Source organism: Prescottella defluvii (assembly GCF_000738775.1).
In the GTDB taxonomy this organism is placed as follows: Bacteria; Actinomycetota; Actinomycetes; order Mycobacteriales; family Mycobacteriaceae; genus Prescottella; species Prescottella defluvii.
Genome location: NZ_JPOC01000046.1, coordinates 17308 through 35409 on the forward strand (window position 1 = coordinate 17308; position 18102 = coordinate 35409).

At 67.5% G+C, this 18102-nt stretch carries 17 protein-coding genes; 5 read left to right on the forward strand and 12 right to left on the reverse strand.

Going from position 1 to position 18102, the window contains the following annotated elements; all coding sequences use genetic code 11:
* Positions 1–6: 6 nt before the first annotated feature.
* The 7 genes from IJ15_RS0117020 to IJ15_RS0117050 form a co-directional block, all read right to left on the reverse strand.
* Positions 7–1011, reverse strand: coding sequence for an alpha/beta fold hydrolase (locus IJ15_RS0117020; protein ID WP_051919078.1), 1005 nt, complete (start codon positions 1009–1011; stop codon positions 7–9).
* 42 nt (positions 1012–1053) lie between these two features.
* A complete protein-coding gene (locus IJ15_RS0117025) occupies positions 1054–1815 on the reverse strand; it encodes a MerR family transcriptional regulator (RefSeq protein WP_031939549.1) in 762 nt (253 codons plus the stop codon).
* A gap of 89 nt (positions 1816–1904) precedes the next feature.
* Positions 1905–2840 carry an AurF N-oxygenase family protein gene (locus IJ15_RS0117030; RefSeq protein ID WP_031939550.1) on the reverse strand — a complete coding sequence of 312 codons (936 nt, stop codon included), beginning with the start codon at positions 2838–2840 and terminating at the stop codon, positions 1905–1907.
* Between the two features lie 174 nt (positions 2841–3014).
* Positions 3015–3308 (reverse strand): DUF2516 family protein, encoded by a 294-nt coding sequence (locus IJ15_RS0117035; RefSeq protein ID WP_031939551.1) that lies wholly within the window; start codon positions 3306–3308, stop codon positions 3015–3017.
* A gap of 84 nt (positions 3309–3392) precedes the next feature.
* Positions 3393–4274 carry a hypothetical protein gene (locus IJ15_RS0117040; protein WP_031939552.1) on the reverse strand — a complete coding sequence of 294 codons (882 nt, stop codon included), beginning with the start codon at positions 4272–4274 and terminating at the stop codon, positions 3393–3395.
* Positions 4267–4749 carry a helix-turn-helix domain-containing protein gene (locus IJ15_RS0117045; protein ID WP_051919067.1) on the reverse strand — a complete coding sequence of 161 codons (483 nt, stop codon included), beginning with the start codon at positions 4747–4749 and terminating at the stop codon, positions 4267–4269. The genes IJ15_RS0117040 and IJ15_RS0117045 overlap by 8 nt, the downstream gene beginning before the upstream one ends.
* A gap of 103 nt (positions 4750–4852) precedes the next feature.
* On the reverse strand, positions 4853–6064 hold the full coding sequence (locus IJ15_RS0117050; protein WP_197059848.1) for a DUF445 domain-containing protein: 1212 nt from the start codon (positions 6062–6064) through the stop codon (positions 4853–4855).
* Between the two features lie 236 nt (positions 6065–6300).
* Between IJ15_RS0117050 and IJ15_RS0117055 the strand changes: the two genes are divergently transcribed.
* The 4 genes from IJ15_RS0117055 to IJ15_RS0117070 all read left to right on the forward strand — a co-directional run bounded on the left by IJ15_RS0117055 (position 6301) and on the right by IJ15_RS0117070 (position 9792).
* On the forward strand, positions 6301–7044 hold the full coding sequence (locus IJ15_RS0117055) for a TetR/AcrR family transcriptional regulator (protein ID WP_031939555.1): 744 nt from the start codon (positions 6301–6303) through the stop codon (positions 7042–7044).
* Between the two features lie 42 nt (positions 7045–7086).
* Complete coding sequence (locus IJ15_RS0117060) at positions 7087–7440, forward strand: DUF4873 domain-containing protein (RefSeq protein WP_031939556.1); 354 nt, start codon at positions 7087–7089, stop codon at positions 7438–7440.
* Between the two features lie 74 nt (positions 7441–7514).
* Positions 7515–8888, forward strand: coding sequence for an ABC1 kinase family protein (locus IJ15_RS0117065; protein WP_031939557.1), 1374 nt, complete (start codon positions 7515–7517; stop codon positions 8886–8888).
* Between the two features lie 40 nt (positions 8889–8928).
* Positions 8929–9792, forward strand: a complete 864-nt coding sequence (locus tag IJ15_RS0117070; protein WP_031939558.1) for a polyphosphate kinase 2 family protein — start codon at positions 8929–8931, stop codon at positions 9790–9792.
* Positions 9793–9811: 19 nt separating this feature from the next.
* Here the strand turns inward: IJ15_RS0117070 and IJ15_RS0117075 are convergent, their stop codons facing one another.
* Entirely contained in the window at positions 9812–10033 is a 222-nt protein-coding gene (locus IJ15_RS0117075) for a hypothetical protein (protein ID WP_031939559.1), read from the reverse strand.
* A gap of 159 nt (positions 10034–10192) precedes the next feature.
* Positions 10193–11233 carry an NAD(P)-dependent alcohol dehydrogenase gene (locus IJ15_RS0117080; RefSeq protein ID WP_031939560.1) on the reverse strand — a complete coding sequence of 347 codons (1041 nt, stop codon included), beginning with the start codon at positions 11231–11233 and terminating at the stop codon, positions 10193–10195.
* 194 nt (positions 11234–11427) lie between these two features.
* Here IJ15_RS0117080 and IJ15_RS0117085 point away from each other — a divergent pair, with 194 nt between their 5' ends.
* Positions 11428–12990, forward strand: coding sequence for an endoglycoceramidase I (locus IJ15_RS0117085; RefSeq protein ID WP_031939561.1), 1563 nt, complete (start codon positions 11428–11430; stop codon positions 12988–12990).
* Between the two features lie 66 nt (positions 12991–13056).
* Here the strand turns inward: IJ15_RS0117085 and metE are convergent, their stop codons facing one another.
* From metE to aceA, 3 genes are all read right to left on the reverse strand, one after another.
* Entirely contained in the window at positions 13057–15345 is a 2289-nt protein-coding gene (metE, locus tag IJ15_RS0117090) for a 5-methyltetrahydropteroyltriglutamate--homocysteine S-methyltransferase (protein ID WP_031939562.1), read from the reverse strand.
* Between the two features lie 91 nt (positions 15346–15436).
* The gene (locus IJ15_RS0117095) at positions 15437–16333 is read right to left on the reverse strand and encodes a 3-hydroxybutyryl-CoA dehydrogenase (RefSeq protein WP_031939563.1); all 897 of its coding nucleotides are present in this window, start codon (positions 16331–16333) and stop codon (positions 15437–15439) included.
* An 89-nt stretch (positions 16334–16422) separates the two neighbouring features.
* Positions 16423–17712 (reverse strand): isocitrate lyase, encoded by a 1290-nt coding sequence (aceA, locus tag IJ15_RS0117100; RefSeq protein WP_031939564.1) that lies wholly within the window; start codon positions 17710–17712, stop codon positions 16423–16425.
* Positions 17713–18102 lie beyond the last annotated feature (390 nt).

Here is an 18102-nt window from a genome sequence, read left to right on the forward strand (position 1 = left end):
CGACGGCTACGCGAGGCTGCGCAGGCGTTCGATCTCGGCGTTGAAGTCGGCGACGGCCTCGACGGACGTCATGTGACCGATGCCGGCGAGCACGATCAGCCGGTCGAGGTGCTCGGCGTCGTCGAGGGCCTGCGCCAGCCGGCGGGCATGCGACGGTGGCGTGAGCCGGTCCGCGGTGCCCACCAGGACCGCGGTCGGCACCGTCAGGTTGTTCAGCCCGTCCTTGATGTCGAGGGTGCTCAGTGCCGCGCCCCAGCCGCCGCGGGTACGCGGATGGCACTCGCTGACGATGCGCTCGCAGAAGGCGACCTCCGCGGGCGTGGCGCCCGGCGCCAGCGCGACGTACTTGATCGCACGCGTGGTCACCGGGGACGCCGGCATCGGCAGGGCCGAACCCAGCACCGCCCGACCGACGGGCACCGGGACTCGCGGAAAGCGTTGCGGGAGCGGGATGACCGTGGTCTCGGCGACGAGACTGTCGGTGCCGGTACTGGCCAGCAGCACAGACTGGGCGTACTGCTCCACCTGCTCGGGGTACTTGCCGGCCCACGCGACGATGCTCATGCCGCCCATGCTGTGCCCGACGATCTCGGCCTTGCGTCCGTCCCGGACGGTCGCGGCGAGGACGGCGGCCAGGTCGTCGGCGAGGACGTCCGGGCTCAGCGGGTTCCGCCCGATGCCACTGCGACCGTGGCCGCGCTGGTCGTAGGTGATGACGCGGTACTTCTCGGCGAGCGCGTTGACCTGCGGGTTCCAGAAGTCGGCGGAGCACGTCCAGCCGTGGCTGAGCACGATCGGATCGGCGTCGGGTGATCCGTAGGCCCGCACGTGCAGTTCCGCGCCGTCGGCGCTGGTGACGGGGATGATCTCCGGATCGATGCGCGGTGTGGCGAACAGCGCCGCCTCGTCCCCGGGATCTGCTGTCGCCGAACGGTTCCGAGCTCGCGCCGCAACAACGGCACCACCCGCGAGCGCCACCGCTGCCGCTGCACCGATCACCGTCCACAGCATTCTGTGCGACTTCCGTACCGCCACTTCCACTCCCCTGTTCCTCTAGCCGGCGCGCGTCGAGTCCGATTCGGGCGCAACCTGTTCCAGCTGACTCGCGGCTTTCGCGAGCGCCTTCGAAATCTGTTCCTCCATCGCCTCGGTGAACAGTGCGTGCACCGCGTCGTGCGCGAGCGGACGCACCTGGTTCACCAGCGCGGCCACTTCCGAGACCGTCGCCGGATCGAGGTCGAGTGTGCCGCCCTCGGGCGCGAGGTACCGGTCGGAGACCAGTTCGACGAACCGGGCGGCGACGTCACCGAGGTCACGGCGCACCGCCTCGGTCTGTTCGAGGATGTCCGCGAGCGGGACCCCGGCGTCGACGAGGACCTGGGCGGCCTCCATGAGTCGCGGGTTCGCGACGGAGTACTCCTTGCCGGCCTTGGCCAGCACACCCAGTTGGGTGCCGAGCGCGATGTTGGCCTCGGTGGTCTGGTCGCCGAACATCCGTCGCAGCTCCGACATCGTCAGCTTCGCGGCCCGGCGGTACTTCTTCCACCGTCCGCCCGGATCGTCGGTCTCGAGGACGTCGCGCACCTGCAGCCCGTACTGCGCCGCGGTGAGCAGTTCGCTGATGGTGGCGAACGTGTATCCGCGGTCGAGCATCCGGCCGATGAGGTTGAGCCGCGCCAGGTGCGACTCGTTGTACCAGCCGGCGCGCCCCTCCTTGCGTGGCGGCGGCAGCAGACCACGATCCTGGTAGACCCGTACATTCCGCACACTGACACCGGCCTCACGAGCGAGGTCGTCGATGCGGTATTCCTTCATGTTGCGCCTTCCCCACTGGGACCGCGACGGCGTCAGCGGTTCCGGCGCGGTCGACGGTGTGGGGAATTCTATCGCGGTGAGTGTGGGCACTAGATGATGTGCGCCCGGCGCAGCAGCGCCGTCGACGGTCCACCGATCAGCCCGCACTCGTCGAGGAACTCGATGGTCTTGCGGGAACCCTCACGGATCATCTCGTGGTAGTGCGTGTTGTTCTTCGCCGCCAGCTTCGCCTCCTCGACGTCGAGCCCGGCGGCCGCATAGACCTGCTCGTTCACGAGACACGTGACGACGAAGTAGGCGGTGACACCCAGCACCAGGCGCTGGTAGGCGAGTTTGCGGCGAGACAGCGACCGGACCCGTCGGACCGTTTCCTCGCGCGCGAACTTGATGTGCCGAGCCTCCTCGAGGACGTGAATCCTGCTCACGGTGCGGGTGAGCGGCTGCACCCGCTCGTCCTTCATGAAGTCGCGCTGCATCATGTCGAGGATCTCCTCGGCGAACAGCGTGCCGCCGTACGCGAGCGACCCGGACGCCGTGGACTTGAACAGCCTGGCCGAGTTACGGATCCATCGCTTCGGCCGGTACGACGGGATCCCGAACCGCTGCGCCGAGCGGGCGAACATCGTGGAGTGCCGGCACTCGTCGGCGATCTCGGTGAGCGCGAACTGCACGTGCGGGGTGGCCGGGTCGTGCGAGTAGATGTCGCGCAGCAGCATCTGCATGAGGATCATCTCGAACCAGATGCCGGTGCCGGCGACGCTCGCGGCCTCGTGCTTGGTGAGCGTGATGCGCTGCTCCTCGCTCATGCGCTCCCACAGTTCGGTGCCGTAGAGGCTGCACCACTCGGGCGTCATGCCGTAGAGATCGTCAGGAATCGGCGCCGCCCAGTCGACCTCGACGAGCGGGTCGTACGACTTGCGGGCCGACGACGCGAGCAGTCGCGCCGCGGTGTCCTGCCGATCCCCGACCCGCATGCGGCGGGACTGCGGGGCCGGCACGGATTCCCGGTGATGAGTGATCGACATCGTCAACTCCTGCTCGAGCCGGTGATCGCGCTGGTCGCGTTCACGCAGGTCATGCGCTGGAAACAGCCCGTATCCGGGCATAAATCGACGATAACACTGTCACAATGAGCGTTGTCAAGGTTTATCTGTAACTGTTAGTCAACAGATGGTTGGAACAGCGCTCGGAGCGAGCAGTTACCAGCGGGGGCCGCGCTGGATGTCGTCGACCCGCGGGCGGACGTCGACGAGATAGACGCAGATCGCGACCACGGCGATCAAGCCGAAGATGCCGACCACCGGGAGCACCAGCAGCACGAGCAGCGCAGCCACCAGGATGCCGAGCCAGATCGGCTTGCTCAGCTTGTCGACGGCAGTGAAGGCGTCCTTACGCTGGCGTGCCGCATGGAAGATCGCATAGGCGGCACCACCCAGCGCGAGAAGCTGGAGCGCCGACATGATCAAACCGGTGAAGCTGTGGACGTTGAACACGTATCCATCCTACGAGGCAAGGCGGGCAAGCCCCCGCGCAACGGCTTGCGCGGGGGCCCGGTTTCCCGATGTGGGTTCGTTCGGTCAGTCCGTGCTGCCCTTGGCGGGAGCCTTCTTGGCGGCCGGGGCCTTCTTCGCGGCGGTGGCCGGCGCGGTCTTGGCCGGTGCAGCCTTGGCGGGTGCAGCCTTGGCCGGCGCGGTCTTGGCGGGGGCAGCCTTGGCGGGCGCCGTCTTCTTCGCGGGGGCCGGGGCAGCCTTCGGGGCGGCGGCCTCGACCCGCTCGGCGGCGGCCTCGGACGTGGCCTCGGCACGCTCACCGGCGCCGACGACGCGGCTGGCGACGGAGTCGCCGGTCTCGGACAGGCGCTCGGCGACAGTGTCACTCGTCTCCGACAGCACCACGGCGGCCTCGTCGGCCACATCGCTGATGCGGCCCGCGGCGCGGCCGGCGAGCTTGGCGGCCTGCTCGCCGAGTTCCCGCGTCTGACGTGCCACGGTGCCGAGTGCTTCCTCGGTCAGCTCGACGGCGTCGCCGAACACGGCCTCGGCGCGCCCCAGCTGCTCCTCGACGGCGGGCTGCTTGCGGATGCGCTCGACGGCTTCCTCGCCACGCTCGGCGAGGGAGACGTACAGGTCGGAGGCCACCTTCAGGTACGCCTCGGCGACCTTGCGCAGCTCGTCGGCGGTGAAGCGCTCGCGCAGCTCGGCGAGTTCCTCGGGCAGCTCGGACGGCAACGCGGCGAGACGCTCGCGCAGCTGCTCGACACCCTCGGACACCTCACCGGGCAGGTTGGCCCAGCGCTCGCGGGCCTCTTCGAGGCGCTCGGAGACGTCGGTGTTGGTGTTCTCGGCGCGCGAGCGCACCTGGGACACGACGTCGGCGACGGCCTGGACGACGAGGTCGCCGGTGCCGACGGCGGCGTAGAACGGGGTCTTCACGTTGTCGATGATCTTCGGATCAGTCATTCTCGGATCTCCTGTCGAGTGGATCTGCGATCTCGTGCTCTGGTTCGTCCGAGGCAGCCACACCCCCCGGGGTCTGATCAGCGGATTCGGACTGTTTCGGGTCGTTCTCGCGACAGAACGACTCGTAGATCTCGAGGAGCACCTGCTTCTGCCGCTCGGTGATGGCACCGTCGGCCAGCAGCGCGTCCCGGACCGGGCTGTGTGGGCGCTGTTCGAGGAATCCGGCCTGCATGTACAGGACCTCGGACGACACCCGCAAACCCTTCGCGATCTGAGCGAGGACGTCGGCGGAGGGTTTACGCAGTCCGCGTTCGATCTGACTCAGATAGGGATTGCTGACGCCGGCGAGTTGCGCGAGCTGACGTAAGGACACCTGCGCCGCTTCCCGCTGCGACCGGATGAAACTTCCGATGTCCTGCGCGGCGCTGCTGACAACACTTGCAGCACCGCCCTTGTCGTCGGGCTCGTCGACCATCAGTACTCCCTGTTCTGTACGCAAAATCCACGGTAGAACAGGGTGCTAACAATTGCAAGCACTTTGTTAGCACTCGGCCGGGTGGGACGCCCGCAGCGCCCGATCAGCCGAACATGAGCTGGGAGATCGTGTAGATCGCCAGGCCCGCGAGGGCGCCGACGACGGTGCCGTTGATGCGGATGAACTGCAGGTCCCGACCGACCTGCAGCTCGATCTTGCGGCTGGCCTCCTCGGCGTCCCACCGCTGCACGGTCTCGGTGATGACCGCGGTGATCTCGTCGGTGTAGTTCTCGGCGACGTACCGGGTGCCGGACAGCAGCCAGCCGTCGACCTTGGAGCGCAGCGCGGCGTCGTCACGCAGTCGCTCCCCCAGGTTCGCGACGTTCTCGGCAACCTTGCGGCGCAGCGTGCTGTCGGGGTCGTCGACCGATTCCATGATGAGCCGCTTGGCCACCCGCCACGTCGCGGCGGCGAGGCCGGTGATCTCCTCGCGGCCCATGATCTCGGCCTTGATCGACTCCGCCTTCGCGATCGTGGCGGGGTCGTTCTGGAGGTCGTCCGCGAAGTCGATCAGGAAGCGGTTGGCCGCAAGTCGCACCTCGTGCTCGGGGTTGGACCGGACCTTCCAGGTGAACTCGACGAGTTCCCGGTAGATCTTCTCGCCGAGCATCGAATCGACGAACTTCGGCGACCACGACGGCGAATCCCGGCTGATGACCCGGTCGATCGTGTCCTGACTGTTCAGCGCCCACTGGTGCGCGCGCTCGGCGAGCAGGTCCAGCAGCGGCATCTGCCGGTTCTCGCGCAGCAGTTCGGCGAGGACCTTCCCGATCGGCGGCCCCCAGTCGGGTTCGGCGATCCGCCGGACGATCGTGTTGTCGATGATGGCGGTGACGTCGTCGTCCTTGAGCACCTCGACGACGCCGCTCAGCAGGGTCGCGGTTTCGGCGGCGACGCGTCGCGCGTGCGCGGGTTCGGCCATCCACGTGCCGACCCGCAGCGGGATCTGGGCGTTCTCGACCTTCGCCGACACCACCTCGGGTGCGAGGAAGTTGTCGCCGACGAAGTTGCTGAGACTCTCGCCCAGCTGGTCCTTCTTCCGCTTGATGATCGCGGTGTGCGGGATCTTCAGCCCCAGCGGATGCCGAAACAGCGCGGTCACCGCGAACCAGTCGGCGAGCGCGCCGACCATGCCGGCCTCGGACGCCGCCCGGACGTACCCGACCCACGCGCCCGCGCCGCGGGTCTCCTGCCATCGGCAGAAGAAGTAGACGACGGTCGCGAACACCAGGAATCCGGTCGCGACGGCCTTCATCTTCCGGAGTTCCCGGCGTTTGGTCTCGTCGTCGAAGACGCCGGCGAACGTCGATGCGGACGACGGCGCCGACCGCGGCCGCTTCTCGGACGGAAGCGGGGTCGGTGGCGTGTGTACGGGCTGCACTGGCTGCACACTCGTCATTGTGCCGAAACCTGCGATCGCACCGCCGAGATCGACGTCACTCCCGCCCGGTCCGCACACTAAGCTGGCCTTCTGGATCAACCCCGGAACGGATGTGGCGAACCCCAGTGCCGAAGCAAAGCGCAGATCTGCAGACAACCGAAGACACGATCGCCAAGAGCGAGAAGCCCGACGGCCGCAAGCGTCGTTGGCGTGAACACAAGATCGCGCGCCGCGAGGAGCTGGTGGACGGCACGATCGCGGCGATCCGTTCCCGGGGCCGCGACATCGGCATGGACGACATCGCGTCGGAGATCGGCGTCTCGAAGACGGTGCTGTACCGCTACTTCACCGACAAGAACGACCTCACCAGCGCGACCATGATGCGGTACGTCGAGACGATTCTCGCGCCGCGCATGTACGAGGCGATCGGCGAGGACCTCGACGAGTACGACCTGACCCGGGTCGCGATCTCGGCGTACGTCGAGACGGTCGCGTCGGACCCCGACGTGTACCTGTACGTGATGGCCAACAGCGCGGGCCCCAATCGTGACGTGGTCGCCGACTCCGAGCGGATGATCGCGGAACTGCTGGCGACGGTGCTCGGCGAGCGGTTGCGCGGCATGGACATGGACTCGGGCGGATCCGTGCCGTGGGCGTACGGCGTGGTCGGTGCCGTCCAGTTGGCGACGCACTGGTGGATCTCGAACAAGTCGATGTCGACGGACGATCTCATCGACTACCTGGTGATGATGACGTGGGGCGGGATCGCGGGCATCGCGGCGGCCAACGGTTCGCCGGCACGGTTCAAGTCGGTGCCGCACCCGCTGCGCGAGGATCCGGCCGCGACCGACTGATCAGACTCTTGTGTTACTCGAGGTAACAAGTACCCTGGCGGTGTGACCGACTTCACCGACGCACACGACGAGCACCCCGACGACGAACCGGACGGCTACCGGGGCCCCGCCCAGGTCACCGTCGACGGTCACCGTCCGGTCATCGTCGATGTCGAACTCTCGGGCAACTTCGAGCCCATCAGCGGCCGGTTCGTGTGGCGCGGGCGCGTCCGTGAACTGACGGCCGCACTCGGCGGCGACGTCGTCGTACCTCCCGGGACGGAGCTGACGATCGCCACCGCGGAGGGCTCCGGCGTTGGCAAGGTCAGCAACATGGATCTGTGGGGCAGCCACATGGTCGACGGGCTGACGCGGCCCCCCTTCCCCGTCATGGAGGACACCGACGGGCTCCTCTAGTGTGACCTGTTGCACGCAGGGCAGCCCTCGCCGACGCACTCGTTCCGTCGCTTTCTCGCATCCGGAGGTCTTCGTTGGCCGACAAGGTCCCCACGTCCCGTCTCGTGCGGGGGTCGAAGCTCGGCCAGGTCGCCGCCGGTCGGGCGATCCGCAGCGCCGGCACCCGGGTGTCGATGGTCGGCCGGTCCGAGGAAGTTCGCGCGCGTCTGGCGGAGAAGTCCGCGATCGCGGCCGCCGACCAGCTCGTCACGGTCCTCGGCAGCATGAAGGGCGTGGCGATGAAGCTGGGCCAGATGCTGTCGATCCTCGATCTCGACCTCGTGCCCGAGGAACACCGGGAGGAGTTCCAGCGCAAGCTCGCCGCATTGCGGGACCAGGCGCCGACGACCTCGTTCGAGACGATGCGCGACGTCATCGAGGCCGACTACGGACGCCCCCTCGGCGACGTCTTCGCGGAGTTCGACCCCGAGGCCGTGGCGGCCGCGTCGATCGGCCAGGTGTACCGGGCCCGGCTGCACGACGGCCGCGACGTCGCGGTCAAGGTGCAGTATCCGGGCATCGACGCCGCGATCCGCGCCGACATGAAGAACCTGACGATGTTCCTCAAGATCTGGAAGTCGACGGTTCCGACGTTGTCGACGCCCGCGCTGCTGAACGAGTTGCGGCTGAACTTCGAGGGCGAACTGGACTACGAGCGCGAGGCGCTCACCCAGCGCAAGATCGCGCGGTTGTACGCGAACCATCCGTTCGTCGCAGTACCGGACAGCGTCCCGGAGCTGAGTACCCGCCGGGTGCTGGTGAGCGAGTTCTTCCGGGGCACCGGTTTCGCCGGAATCCGCGAGCTTCCCCAAGCGGAGCGAAACCGGTTCGGCGAGATCATCTTTCGCTTCTACATCGGATCGCTGTACCGCTATCGCGAGTTCTGCGGCGACCCGCATCCCGGGAACGTGCTGCTCGGGGACGACGGCCGGGTGGGCTTCGTCGACTTCGGGCTGTTCAACAGCATGGACGCCCGGCACGTCGAATTCGAGAAGAGCTGCCTCCGCGCGGCAACCGAGGGCCGCAAGGCCGACCTGCATGCGCTGATGGTCCGGCGCGGGGTCATCTCCGAGTCTGCGGAGGTGACGCCGGACGAGTGCCTCGACTACGTCTACGCCGCCGCGGAGTGGAACCTGGTGGACGCCGACATCGCGATCACCCCGGAGATGGCGAGCACCGGATTCCTGCTGGCGATCGATCCGCGTGCGTCGGAGTTCTCGGGCATGAAGGGTCAGAACCTGCCGCCGGAGCACCTGTTCTCGCGGCGGGCCGATTTCCTCACCTTCGGGGTCCTGGGTCAGCTCGATGCGAGCGCCAACTGGCACCGGATCGGCCGGGAGTGGGTGTACGGCGACCCGGCGGCCACCGAACTCGGAGAAGCCGAGGAGCGGTGGCGGCGCGCCCGCTGAATCCGTCCCCGGCGGTACCGGTTGTGGCACAGTTCGGTTCATGGCAGCGGACTCGCACAATGCACTGTGGACCACACCGGCCGCCGAGGCGCTGCGCGCCGGACCGCACACCAAGGTCGCGAAGATCGACCCCAAGGCCACCCCGGGCTTCAGCGGGAGCAAGTCCGACGGCGAACGGATGCTCGAGGAGCGCGGCGCGGTGCTGTCCGCGCTGCAGGAGAAGCTGTACGCCAACGGACGCGCCGGTGACAAGCGCTCGGTGCTGCTGATCCTGCAGGGCATGGACACCGCCGGGAAGGGCGGCATGGTCCGGCACGTGATCGGGCACGTCGACCCGCAGGGCGTCGACCATGCCGCGTTCGGGGTGCCGACGCCGGAGGAGAAGCGCCACCACTACCTGTGGCGGATCAACAAGGCCCTCCCCCGCGGCGGCCAGTTGGGGGTGTTCGACCGGTCCCACTACGAGGACGTCCTGGTGGTCCGGGTGCACAACCTGGTCCCGCCCGAGGTGTGGCACGGACGCTACGACGAGATCAACCAGTTCGAGCGTGAACTGACCTACAGCGGTACGACTTTGGTCAAGGTGGCGATGTTCGTCTCGCTCGACGAGCAGAAGGCCCGGCTCGCCGAACGCCTCGAACGTCGCGACAAGTACTGGAAGTACAACCCGGGAGACGTCACCGAACGCGCACTGTGGCCGCAGTACCAGGAGGCGTATCAGGCGATGCTGGACAAGACGTCCACCGAGCACGCCCCGTGGTACGTCGTTCCGTGTGACCGCAAGTGGTACAGCCGAATTGCGGTGACGGAACTGCTGATCGACGCGCTGTCCCGCCTCGACCTGGACTGGCCCGAGGCCGGGTTCGACATCGACGTCGAGAAGGAGCGCTTGGCTCGTTCCTGACGGTCACGCCGGAGAAGCGTCAGAGCATGTGCGGGGTGCTGTGGTGCACCTTGTGGTCGTGGTGGGTGACGCCCCCGAAGATCGCTGCGGAACCCGAGAGCGCGGCGAGCGAGGCGAGTCCCGCGATGACGGCCCACCCGGCGAACCCGCCACCGGCGGCAACGAGGAACAGTCCGAGTGTCGCGATGCCCACCAGGGCCAGTCCGTACCCGGCCCACCCGGCGAAGTCGTTGAGAGTCATTCGCTGTCCCTCCTCCGTGTCGGTATAGAGGTCCGTGCCCTGACGCTACGCCCCGCGTGCGCGGTGTGCGAGAAACCGACCGGTCGATGCCGCGCCCGAACTGACCCGCCGCCCGCGCGATCGCGTCCGCGGGAGGTCAGTTCGGGTGCGGGAAGCCCGTCAGATGGTGGCGGCGTCGATCACGAAGCGGTACCGCACGTCGCTGGCGACGACGCGGTCGTACGCCTCGTTGATCCGGTCGGCGGGGATCACCTCGATCTCCGCGCCGATGCCGTGCTCGGCGCAGAAGTTCAGCATCTCCTGAGTCTGCGGGATGCCGCCGACCAGTGAACCGGCGAGGCTGCGCCGGTTCTTGAGCAGGGAGAATCCCCGAACGCTGATGGGGTTCTCGGGCAGTCCCAGTTCCACCAGGGTGCCGTTGACCGCGAGCATCGACAGGTACCGGTCCATGTCGAGGTTGACCGAGACGGTGTTGAGGATCAGGTCGAACTTCCCGCGCAGCGCCTTGAAGGTCTCCTTCTCGGCGGTCGCGTAGTAGTGGTCGGCGCCGAAGCGCAGGCCGTCGTCCTTCTTGCTCAGCGACTGGCTCAGCACGGTCACCTCGGCACCCATCGCGTGCGCGATCTTGACGCCGACGTGGCCGAGTCCGCCCATGCCGACGATCGCGACCTTCTTGCCGGGACCCGCACCCCAGTGCGCGAGCGGCGAGTACAGCGTGATTCCGGCGCACAGCAGCGGCGCTGCGACGTCCAGGGCGAGGCCGTCCGGGATGGACAGCACGAACTCCTCGTCCACGACGACATGCGTGGAATATCCTCCGGCGGTGCGCTTTCCGTCGCGTCCGACGGTGTTGTAGGTGTCGACGACGCCGTTCTCGCAGTACTGTTCCTCGCCGGCCTCGCAGCTGGCGCAGGTGCGGCAAGAGTCGACGAAGCAGCCGACGCCGACGCGGTCGCCGACGGCGTGCCGGGTCACCTCGGAGCCGATCTCGGTGACGATGCCGGCGATCTCGTGGCCGGGCACCACCGGGTATGCCGTGCCTCCCCACTCGTTGCGTGCGGTGTGGATGTCGGAGTGGCAGATGCCGGCGTACTTGATCTCGATGAGGACGTCGCGCGGACCGACGTCACGACGTTCGATGACGGTCTTCTCGAGCGGGGCGTCGGCGGAGTCGGCGGCGTAAGCGGAGACGGTGAGCATGCGTACATGCCTACCCGGTGCCGGGAAAGGACGCACAGGGCACCCGCAGGAATCTACTGACCTGCGCGGACGCCTCCGGCCATTTCGGCCGAAACGCCTCATACGCCGCTCGCCCCTGTCTAGCATCGCCACAACTGAACAGTTGTCCACATCTTGCCCGAGCGCTTCTCACCGACGTGAACCGAGGGAAATGAATGTGTAAACCTGGCTCAGCGTTCGCAGCGGTCATCGCTGCATGCGCACTCTTCCTGACCGCGGCCGGCACCGCCGCGGCGCAACCATCGCCGACTCCGGTCACGGCACTGCAGGCCGAGGGGACGCAGTTGCTCGACGGCCACGGCCGGACCGTCCTGCTGCACGGCGTCAACAACGTCGACAAGGACGCGCCGTACCTGCCGGCGGGCGCAACCCTCACGACGCAGGACATCGACATCCTGGTCCGGCACGGCTTCAACACCGTCCGCCTCGGCACATCGTTCGACGCGTTGATGCCCGAGCGTGGACAGGTCGACGAGGACTATCTCGACCGGATCACCGGGGTCGTCGACGCCCTCACCGCCCGCGGCATCTACGTGCTGCTCGACAACCACCAGGACGGACTGTCGAAGCCCTGGGGCGGCAACGGATTTCCCGCGTGGTCGATCCAGTCGCGACCCGAGTCGTGGGAACCGAACCCGGGCTTCCCGCTGTACTACGTGATGCCGAGCATGAACGTCGGCTGGGACGAGGTGTGGAACAACACGCACGGCGCTCTCGACTACCTCGGCACCGCCCTCGGCGCACTCGCCGCGAGGATGGAGGGCAAGCCGGGGGTGATGGGCATCGAACTCATGAACGAGCCGTGGCCCGGATCGCCGTTCCTGACGTGCTTTCCGAGCGGCTGTCCCGACTTCGACCGCAAGTATCAGGGCGCGATGCAGAAGCTGACCGACTCGGTGCGTGCGGAGAACCCGACGATCCCGGTGTACTGGGAGCCGAACGTCACGTGGAACCAGATGATGCCGTCGAACCTGTTCAATCCGCCTGCGACACCGGCCGTCACCGACGCCGACATCGTCTTCGCACCGCACGACTACTGCATTCCCAGCCAGCTCGCGATCTATCTCGGGTTGCCGCAGGCGCTGCGCTCGCTGTGCGTCCCACAGCAGGACCTCACGTGGTCCCACATCGACGCGGTCACCGAACGCGCGAACATCCCGACCGTGGTCACCGAGTTCGGCGACGGCGATCCGACGGTCCTGAAGAACACGCTCGCGCGCGCCGACGAACGGTTCATCGGCTGGCAGTACTGGCATTTCGGCGCCGGCAACGTCACCGATCCGTTCCTCGGCGACGTCGGCCGGCAGCTCGTCCGCACCTACCCGCAGGCCACGGCCGGCGATCCGGGTCGCATGATCTTCGACGCCGACAACGGCGACTTCGCCTACCGGTACACGCCACGGGCCGCGTCCCGGCCCACCGAGATCTATGTCTCCGACCTGCACTATCCCGACGGTTACGAGGTGTCGGTGGACGGCGGATCGGTGACCTCCGCGGCGGGCGCCCGGATCGTCACCGTCGCCGCCGACGGCAGCGGACCGGTGACCGTGAAGATCAACCGGCCCGGGTCACCGGGCGCCGAGGTCCCGGACGGCCCGATCAGCACGAGTTCGTCGGGCAGCACGGGCTCGTCGGGCAGCAGCGGATCCCTCAGCAGCGAGGGATCTCTCGGTAGCAGCGGATCCCTCGGCAGCAGCGGATCCGGCGACGGATCCTAGGAACACAGCACACCGGGACCGGACCCGCAGACGGTCCGGTCCCGGTGCGCTGACCGATCGGCGCACCTACCCCTGCACGGCACGCCGCCGCAAACGTCGGGCCGCCGCAACCAGGTTGCGCAGCGACGGCTCGAGCTGCCAGTAGTGGCGGGGCTTGAGCCCGCCGTCGGGGTTCGCCCACAGCCGGTCGAGGTCCACGGACTCGGCGGCCTCGGTGAGCAGTTCGTCGAGTTCGTCGATGTCGGGGATCCGCGCCGAACGACTCTCGTACACACCGGGTCCGACGCCGTGGGTGAGGGCCTTCTCCTTGATCGCTTCCAGCACCCAGCCGATCGAGCGGGTCGCGACGATCGCAGTGACGTCGGCGTCGAGTCGCTCGATCGCGTCCACGACGGACCGCTGACCCGAGTACGTCAGGTGCGTGTGGATCTGCGTCGCGGGCTTGGCGCCGCCGGTCGCGAGACGGAACGCGTCGACCGCCCAGTCCAGGTACTCCTTGCGCCCGGTTTCGCGTAGCGGCAACAGCTCCCGGATGGCCGGCTCGTCGACCTGGATGATCGCGATGCCGGCGGCCTCGAGGTCGGCGATCTCGTCACGGATCGCCAGAGCCAGCTGGTCGGCGGTCTCGTGCAGCGGCTGGTCCTGGCGCACGAACGAGCGCGCCAGCATCGTGACCGGACCGGTGAGCATGCCCTTGACCGGCTTGGCGGTGAGGGACTGCGCGTACGAGATCCATTCCACCGTCATCGGCTTCGGGCGGCGGACGTCGCCGTACAGCACCGGCGGTCGGGTACACCGTGAGCCGTACGCCTGCACCCACCCGTTGTGGGTGAACGCGTAGCCCTCGAGCAGTTCCGCGAAGTACTGCACCATGTCGTTGCGTTCGTGCTCGCCGTGGACGAACACGTCCAGGCCGATGTCCTCCTGCAACGCGATCGTCTTCGCGATCTCGTCCTGGATGCGCTTGTAGTACTCGTCCCAGTCGAGTCGTCCCTGCCCCAGGTCGTAGCGGGCCTGACGGATCTCGTCGGTCTGCGGGAACGATCCGAGTGTCGTCGCGGGCACCGGCGGCAGGTTCAGTCGAGCCTGCTGCGCGATACGGCGCTCCTCGTACGGTGCACGGACCCGGTGCGCGGGCGTGATCGCATTGACCCGCGCCCGGACGTCGTGCTTCTGCTTGAAGTGCACCGACGTCGGCTTCTTGCGCCAGCGGTCGGACGGACCCTCGGTGAGTGCCTTGGCGAGCGAGACCACCTCGCCGACCTTCTGTTTCGCGAAGGCGAGACGGTCGGCGACGTCGCCGGGCAGGTCGTACTCCATGAGCACGTCGTACGGGACGTGCAGCAGCGAGGACGACGTCGACACGACGAGGTCCGGGGTGACGTCCTTGATCTGGTTGAGGTAGGTGAGGGTGTTGAACCGGTCGACGCGCCACACGTTGCGGCCGTCGACGATGCCGGCGTAGATCCGCTTGCGACGGATGCCGGGAATCTTCGCGAGCTCCTCGGCGGTGATGCGGCCGTTGACCAGATCCAGGCCGAGCGCCTCGACGGGGGTGGCGGCCAGGATCGGCAGCGCCTCCCCCAGCGACCCGTACGGTCCGGTGACGAGGATGCGCGGGCGCAGCGGGGCGTGCGCGAGACTCTCGTACGCGCGACCGAGCGCCGCCAGCTCCTCCGGGCTGCGGTCCTCGGTGAAGCACGGCTCGTCGAGCTGGATGCACGTCGCACCGGCCTTGGCGAGCTGCGCGAACAGCTTCTCGTATTCCGGGAGCAGCGTGTCGAGCAGATCGAGCGTCGCGAAACCGTCCTGCGTGGAGCCGGGCGCGATCTTCGACAGCAGCAGCAGTGAGACCGGGCCGAGCAGCACAGGCCGCAGCTCGATACCGAGCGCCTTGGCCCGCTCGAACTCGTCGAGCATTGTCTCCGAATGCAATTCGAATGTGGTGCGCTCGTCCAGTTCGGGCTGACGGTAGTGGTAGTTGGTGCCGAAGAACCGCACCAGCTCGAGGGGCGGGAAGTCGGGCCGGCCACGAGCCATCGTGAAGTAGAAGTCGAGTGGGTCGAGCTCACCCTGCAGCGGGGCGAAACGTTCGGGGACGGCTCCGAACAGCAGGGCGTTGTCGAGCACGTGGTCGTAGTACGAGAACGTATTGCCGGGAACCTGCGTGAGCCCGGTGGCCGCGAGTTCGCTCCACGTCTGCTCTTGCAGTTCCCTTGCGACGGAGACGAGTTCGTCCTTGGTTCCGGTTCCGTGCCAGTAGGCCTCGAGAGCCCGCTTGAGTTCCCGGCGGGGCCCGATGCGGGGGTATCCGAGGACGCTGGATCCGTACCCGGCGGTGTTTGCGGCGGACATGCGGATCGACCCTTCCTAGGCGGCTACACCGCCCGTGCGCCTTTCCGGTAGCGGGAGCTGCCGGAAAGGCGCACGGGCGCGGAGCTCTTGGTCAGCTTGCCTTCTTGGCGACACGACCGTTGTCGGCGTATTCGTAGAAGCCGGCACCCGACTTCTTGCCGACGAGCCCTGCCTCGACCATCCGCAGCAGCAGTGGCGGGGCCGAGTACAGCGGCTCCTTGAACTCCTCGTACATCGAGTCGGCGATCGACTTGACGGTGTCAAGTCCCACCAGATCGGTCAGCGCGAGCGGACCCATCGGGTGCGCACATCCGAGCACCATCGTCTTGTCGATGTCTTCCTTGGTGGCGAATCCGGATTCGACCATGCGGATCGCGGACAGCAGGTACGGCACCAGCAGTGCGTTGGCGATGAAACCGGCGCGGTCGCTGGACCGGACCACCTGCTTGCCGAGCACCTCGCCGGCGAACGCCTCGGCGCGGGCCGACACGGTCGAGCTGGTCTTGAGTGTGGTGACCAGTTCGACGAGCGGGAGGACCGGCACCGGGTTGAAGAAGTGCATGCCGATCACCCGTTCGGGCGCCTTGGTGGCGATGCCGAGCTTCATGATCGGGATGGACGACGTGTTCGACGCGAGCACCGCGTCGGGGTCCGTCACGATCGAGTCGAGTTCGGTGAAGATCTCACTCTTGATCTTCTCGTCCTCGACGACGGCCTCCACTACGAGCTGCCGATCGGCGAAGTCGCCGAGGTCGGACGTGAAGCGCAGCCGCCAGGCGGCCTGCTCCCGTTCCCGCTCGGTGATCTTGCCGCTGCTCACTCCGCGATCGAGCGAGCGCAGGATGCGTGAGCGTCCGGCCGCCGCGAGTTCGCGGGTCTGCTCGAACACCAGCACGTCGACATGTGCACGGGCGCACACCTCGGCGATTCCGGAACCCATGATGCCGGCGCCGATCACGCCGACGCGCTGAATCTTTTCGCTGGTCACGTCAGCTCCTTTTCGAAGTGGAGGTCGGGTCCCTCGGGAGGGATCGGCGTGGAGGACACCCCACCGATCCCTCCCTCAGGGTGAGAGGCCTAGTGGAACTGGCCCTCTTCGGTGGAGCCCTTCAGGGCAGCCGTGGAGGTGTTGGGGTCGACGGTGGTGGCGATGCGGTCGAAGTAACCGGCGCCGACCTCACGCTGGTGCTTGATGGCGGTGAAGCCACGCTCGGCAGCAGCCTTGAACTCGCGCTCCTGCAGGTCGACGAAGGCGGTCATGCCCTCGCGGGCGTAGCCGTGCGCCAGGTCGAACATGCCGTAGTTGAGCGAGTGGAAGCCGGCGAGGGTGATGAACTGGAACTTGAAGCCCATCGCGCCGAGCTCCTTCTGGAACTTCGCGATGGTCGCGTCGTCCAGGTGCGCCTTCCAGTTGAAGGACGGCGAGCAGTTGTAGGCCAGCAGCTGGTCCGGGAACTCGCTGCGGACGGCCTCGGCGAACTTCTTCGCAACCTCGAGGTCCGGCACGCCGGTCTCCATCCAGATGAGGTCGGAGTACGGGGCGTAGGCCTTCGCACGAGCGATGCAGGGCTCGATGCCGTTCTTGACGCCGTAGAAGCCCTCGGCCGTGCGGGTGCCGTCGAGGAACTCGCGGTCACGCTCGTCGACGTCGGAGGTCAGCAGCGTGGCGGCCTCGGCGTCGGTGCGGGCGATGACGACGGTCGGGACGTCGGCGACGTCGGCCGCGAGGCGAGCCGAGGTCAGGGTGCGGATGTGCTGCTGGGTGGGGATGAGCACCTTGCCACCGAGGTGGCCGCACTTCTTCTCCGACGCGAGCTGGTCCTCCCAGTGCGAACCGGCGACGCCGGCCGCGATCATGGCCTTCTGCAGCTCGTAGACGTTGAGCGCGCCACCGAAGCCGGCCTCACCGTCGGCGACGATCGGAGCGAGCCAGTTGTCGACCGAGGTGTCACCCTCGACCTTGGCGATCTCGTCGGCGCGGAGCAGCGCGTTGTTGATGCGGCGGACGACCTGCGGGACCGAGTTCGCCGGGTACAGCGACTGGTCCGGGTAGGTGTGGCCGGACAGGTTGGCGTCGCCGGCGACCTGCCAGCCGGAGAGGTAGATGGCCTTGAGGCCCGCGCGGACCTGCTGGACGGCCTGGTTGCCGGTGAGCGCACCGAGCGAGTTGATGTAGTCCTCGTTGTTCACGAGATCCCAGAGGATCTCGGAGCCGCGGCGAGCGAGGGTGGCCTCTTCGACGACGGAGCCCTGGAGCTTGACGACCTGCTCCGCGGTGTAGTTGCGCGTGACGCCCTTCCAACGGGGGTTGGTGTCCCAGTCCTGCTGGATCTGCTCTGCGGTCCTCGGGGTGCCGGTGGTCGACATCGAAAGCTCCACTTCTTCTCTGCTGCTTCGGCCGGTACGGATGTACTGCTTCACATCGTTGCCAGGCCGTTCGGATGTACAAACCGACAATGGCACAGACGAAAACCGCCGTCTACCTGTTGCTAGTGCCAATCTTCGCTAGCTTTTCAACTCCATCTGCGAAGGTTGCTAATTTTCACGCGGCCAAGCAACTGCTTGGGTTACTGCCCAGTAGGTCCCGAATGTTACTCACAAGTAGGCATCTACCTCGGGGTTCGCCGCCGAACCCCCTCCGTCGACGGAAGGTGAAATCGGACACGTGCGCGCCGACCCGGACGGGTGATCCTCGCCGGGTCGCGACGCGCGGAGTGAGGGCAATCACAGATGCGGGCAGGCTTTCCGCCCACCGGA

Coding starts and splice junctions, on each gene's coding strand:
- IJ15_RS0117045 (WP_051919067.1), bottom strand. CDS start 4,749: ATGGTCGACGAGCCCGACGACAAGGGCGGTGCTGCAAGTGTTGTCAGC.
- IJ15_RS0117055 (WP_031939555.1), top strand. CDS start 6,301: ATGTGGCGAACCCCAGTGCCGAAGCAAAGCGCAGATCTGCAGACAACC.
- IJ15_RS0117040 (WP_031939552.1), bottom strand. CDS start 4,274: ATGACTGATCCGAAGATCATCGACAACGTGAAGACCCCGTTCTACGCC.
- IJ15_RS0117020 (WP_051919078.1), bottom strand. CDS start 1,011: ATGCTGTGGACGGTGATCGGTGCAGCGGCAGCGGTGGCGCTCGCGGGT.
- IJ15_RS0117080 (WP_031939560.1), bottom strand. CDS start 11,233: ATGCTCACCGTCTCCGCTTACGCCGCCGACTCCGCCGACGCCCCGCTC.
- IJ15_RS0117025 (WP_031939549.1), bottom strand. CDS start 1,815: ATGAAGGAATACCGCATCGACGACCTCGCTCGTGAGGCCGGTGTCAGT.
- IJ15_RS0117075 (WP_031939559.1), bottom strand. CDS start 10,033: ATGACTCTCAACGACTTCGCCGGGTGGGCCGGGTACGGACTGGCCCTG.
- IJ15_RS0117070 (WP_031939558.1), top strand. CDS start 8,929: ATGGCAGCGGACTCGCACAATGCACTGTGGACCACACCGGCCGCCGAG.
- aceA (WP_031939564.1), bottom strand. CDS start 17,712: ATGTCGACCACCGGCACCCCGAGGACCGCAGAGCAGATCCAGCAGGAC.
- metE (WP_031939562.1), bottom strand. CDS start 15,345: ATGTCCGCCGCAAACACCGCCGGGTACGGATCCAGCGTCCTCGGATAC.
- IJ15_RS0117030 (WP_031939550.1), bottom strand. CDS start 2,840: ATGTCGATCACTCATCACCGGGAATCCGTGCCGGCCCCGCAGTCCCGC.
- IJ15_RS0117085 (WP_031939561.1), top strand. CDS start 11,428: ATGTGTAAACCTGGCTCAGCGTTCGCAGCGGTCATCGCTGCATGCGCA.
- IJ15_RS0117050 (WP_197059848.1), bottom strand. CDS start 6,064: ATGAAGGCCGTCGCGACCGGATTCCTGGTGTTCGCGACCGTCGTCTAC.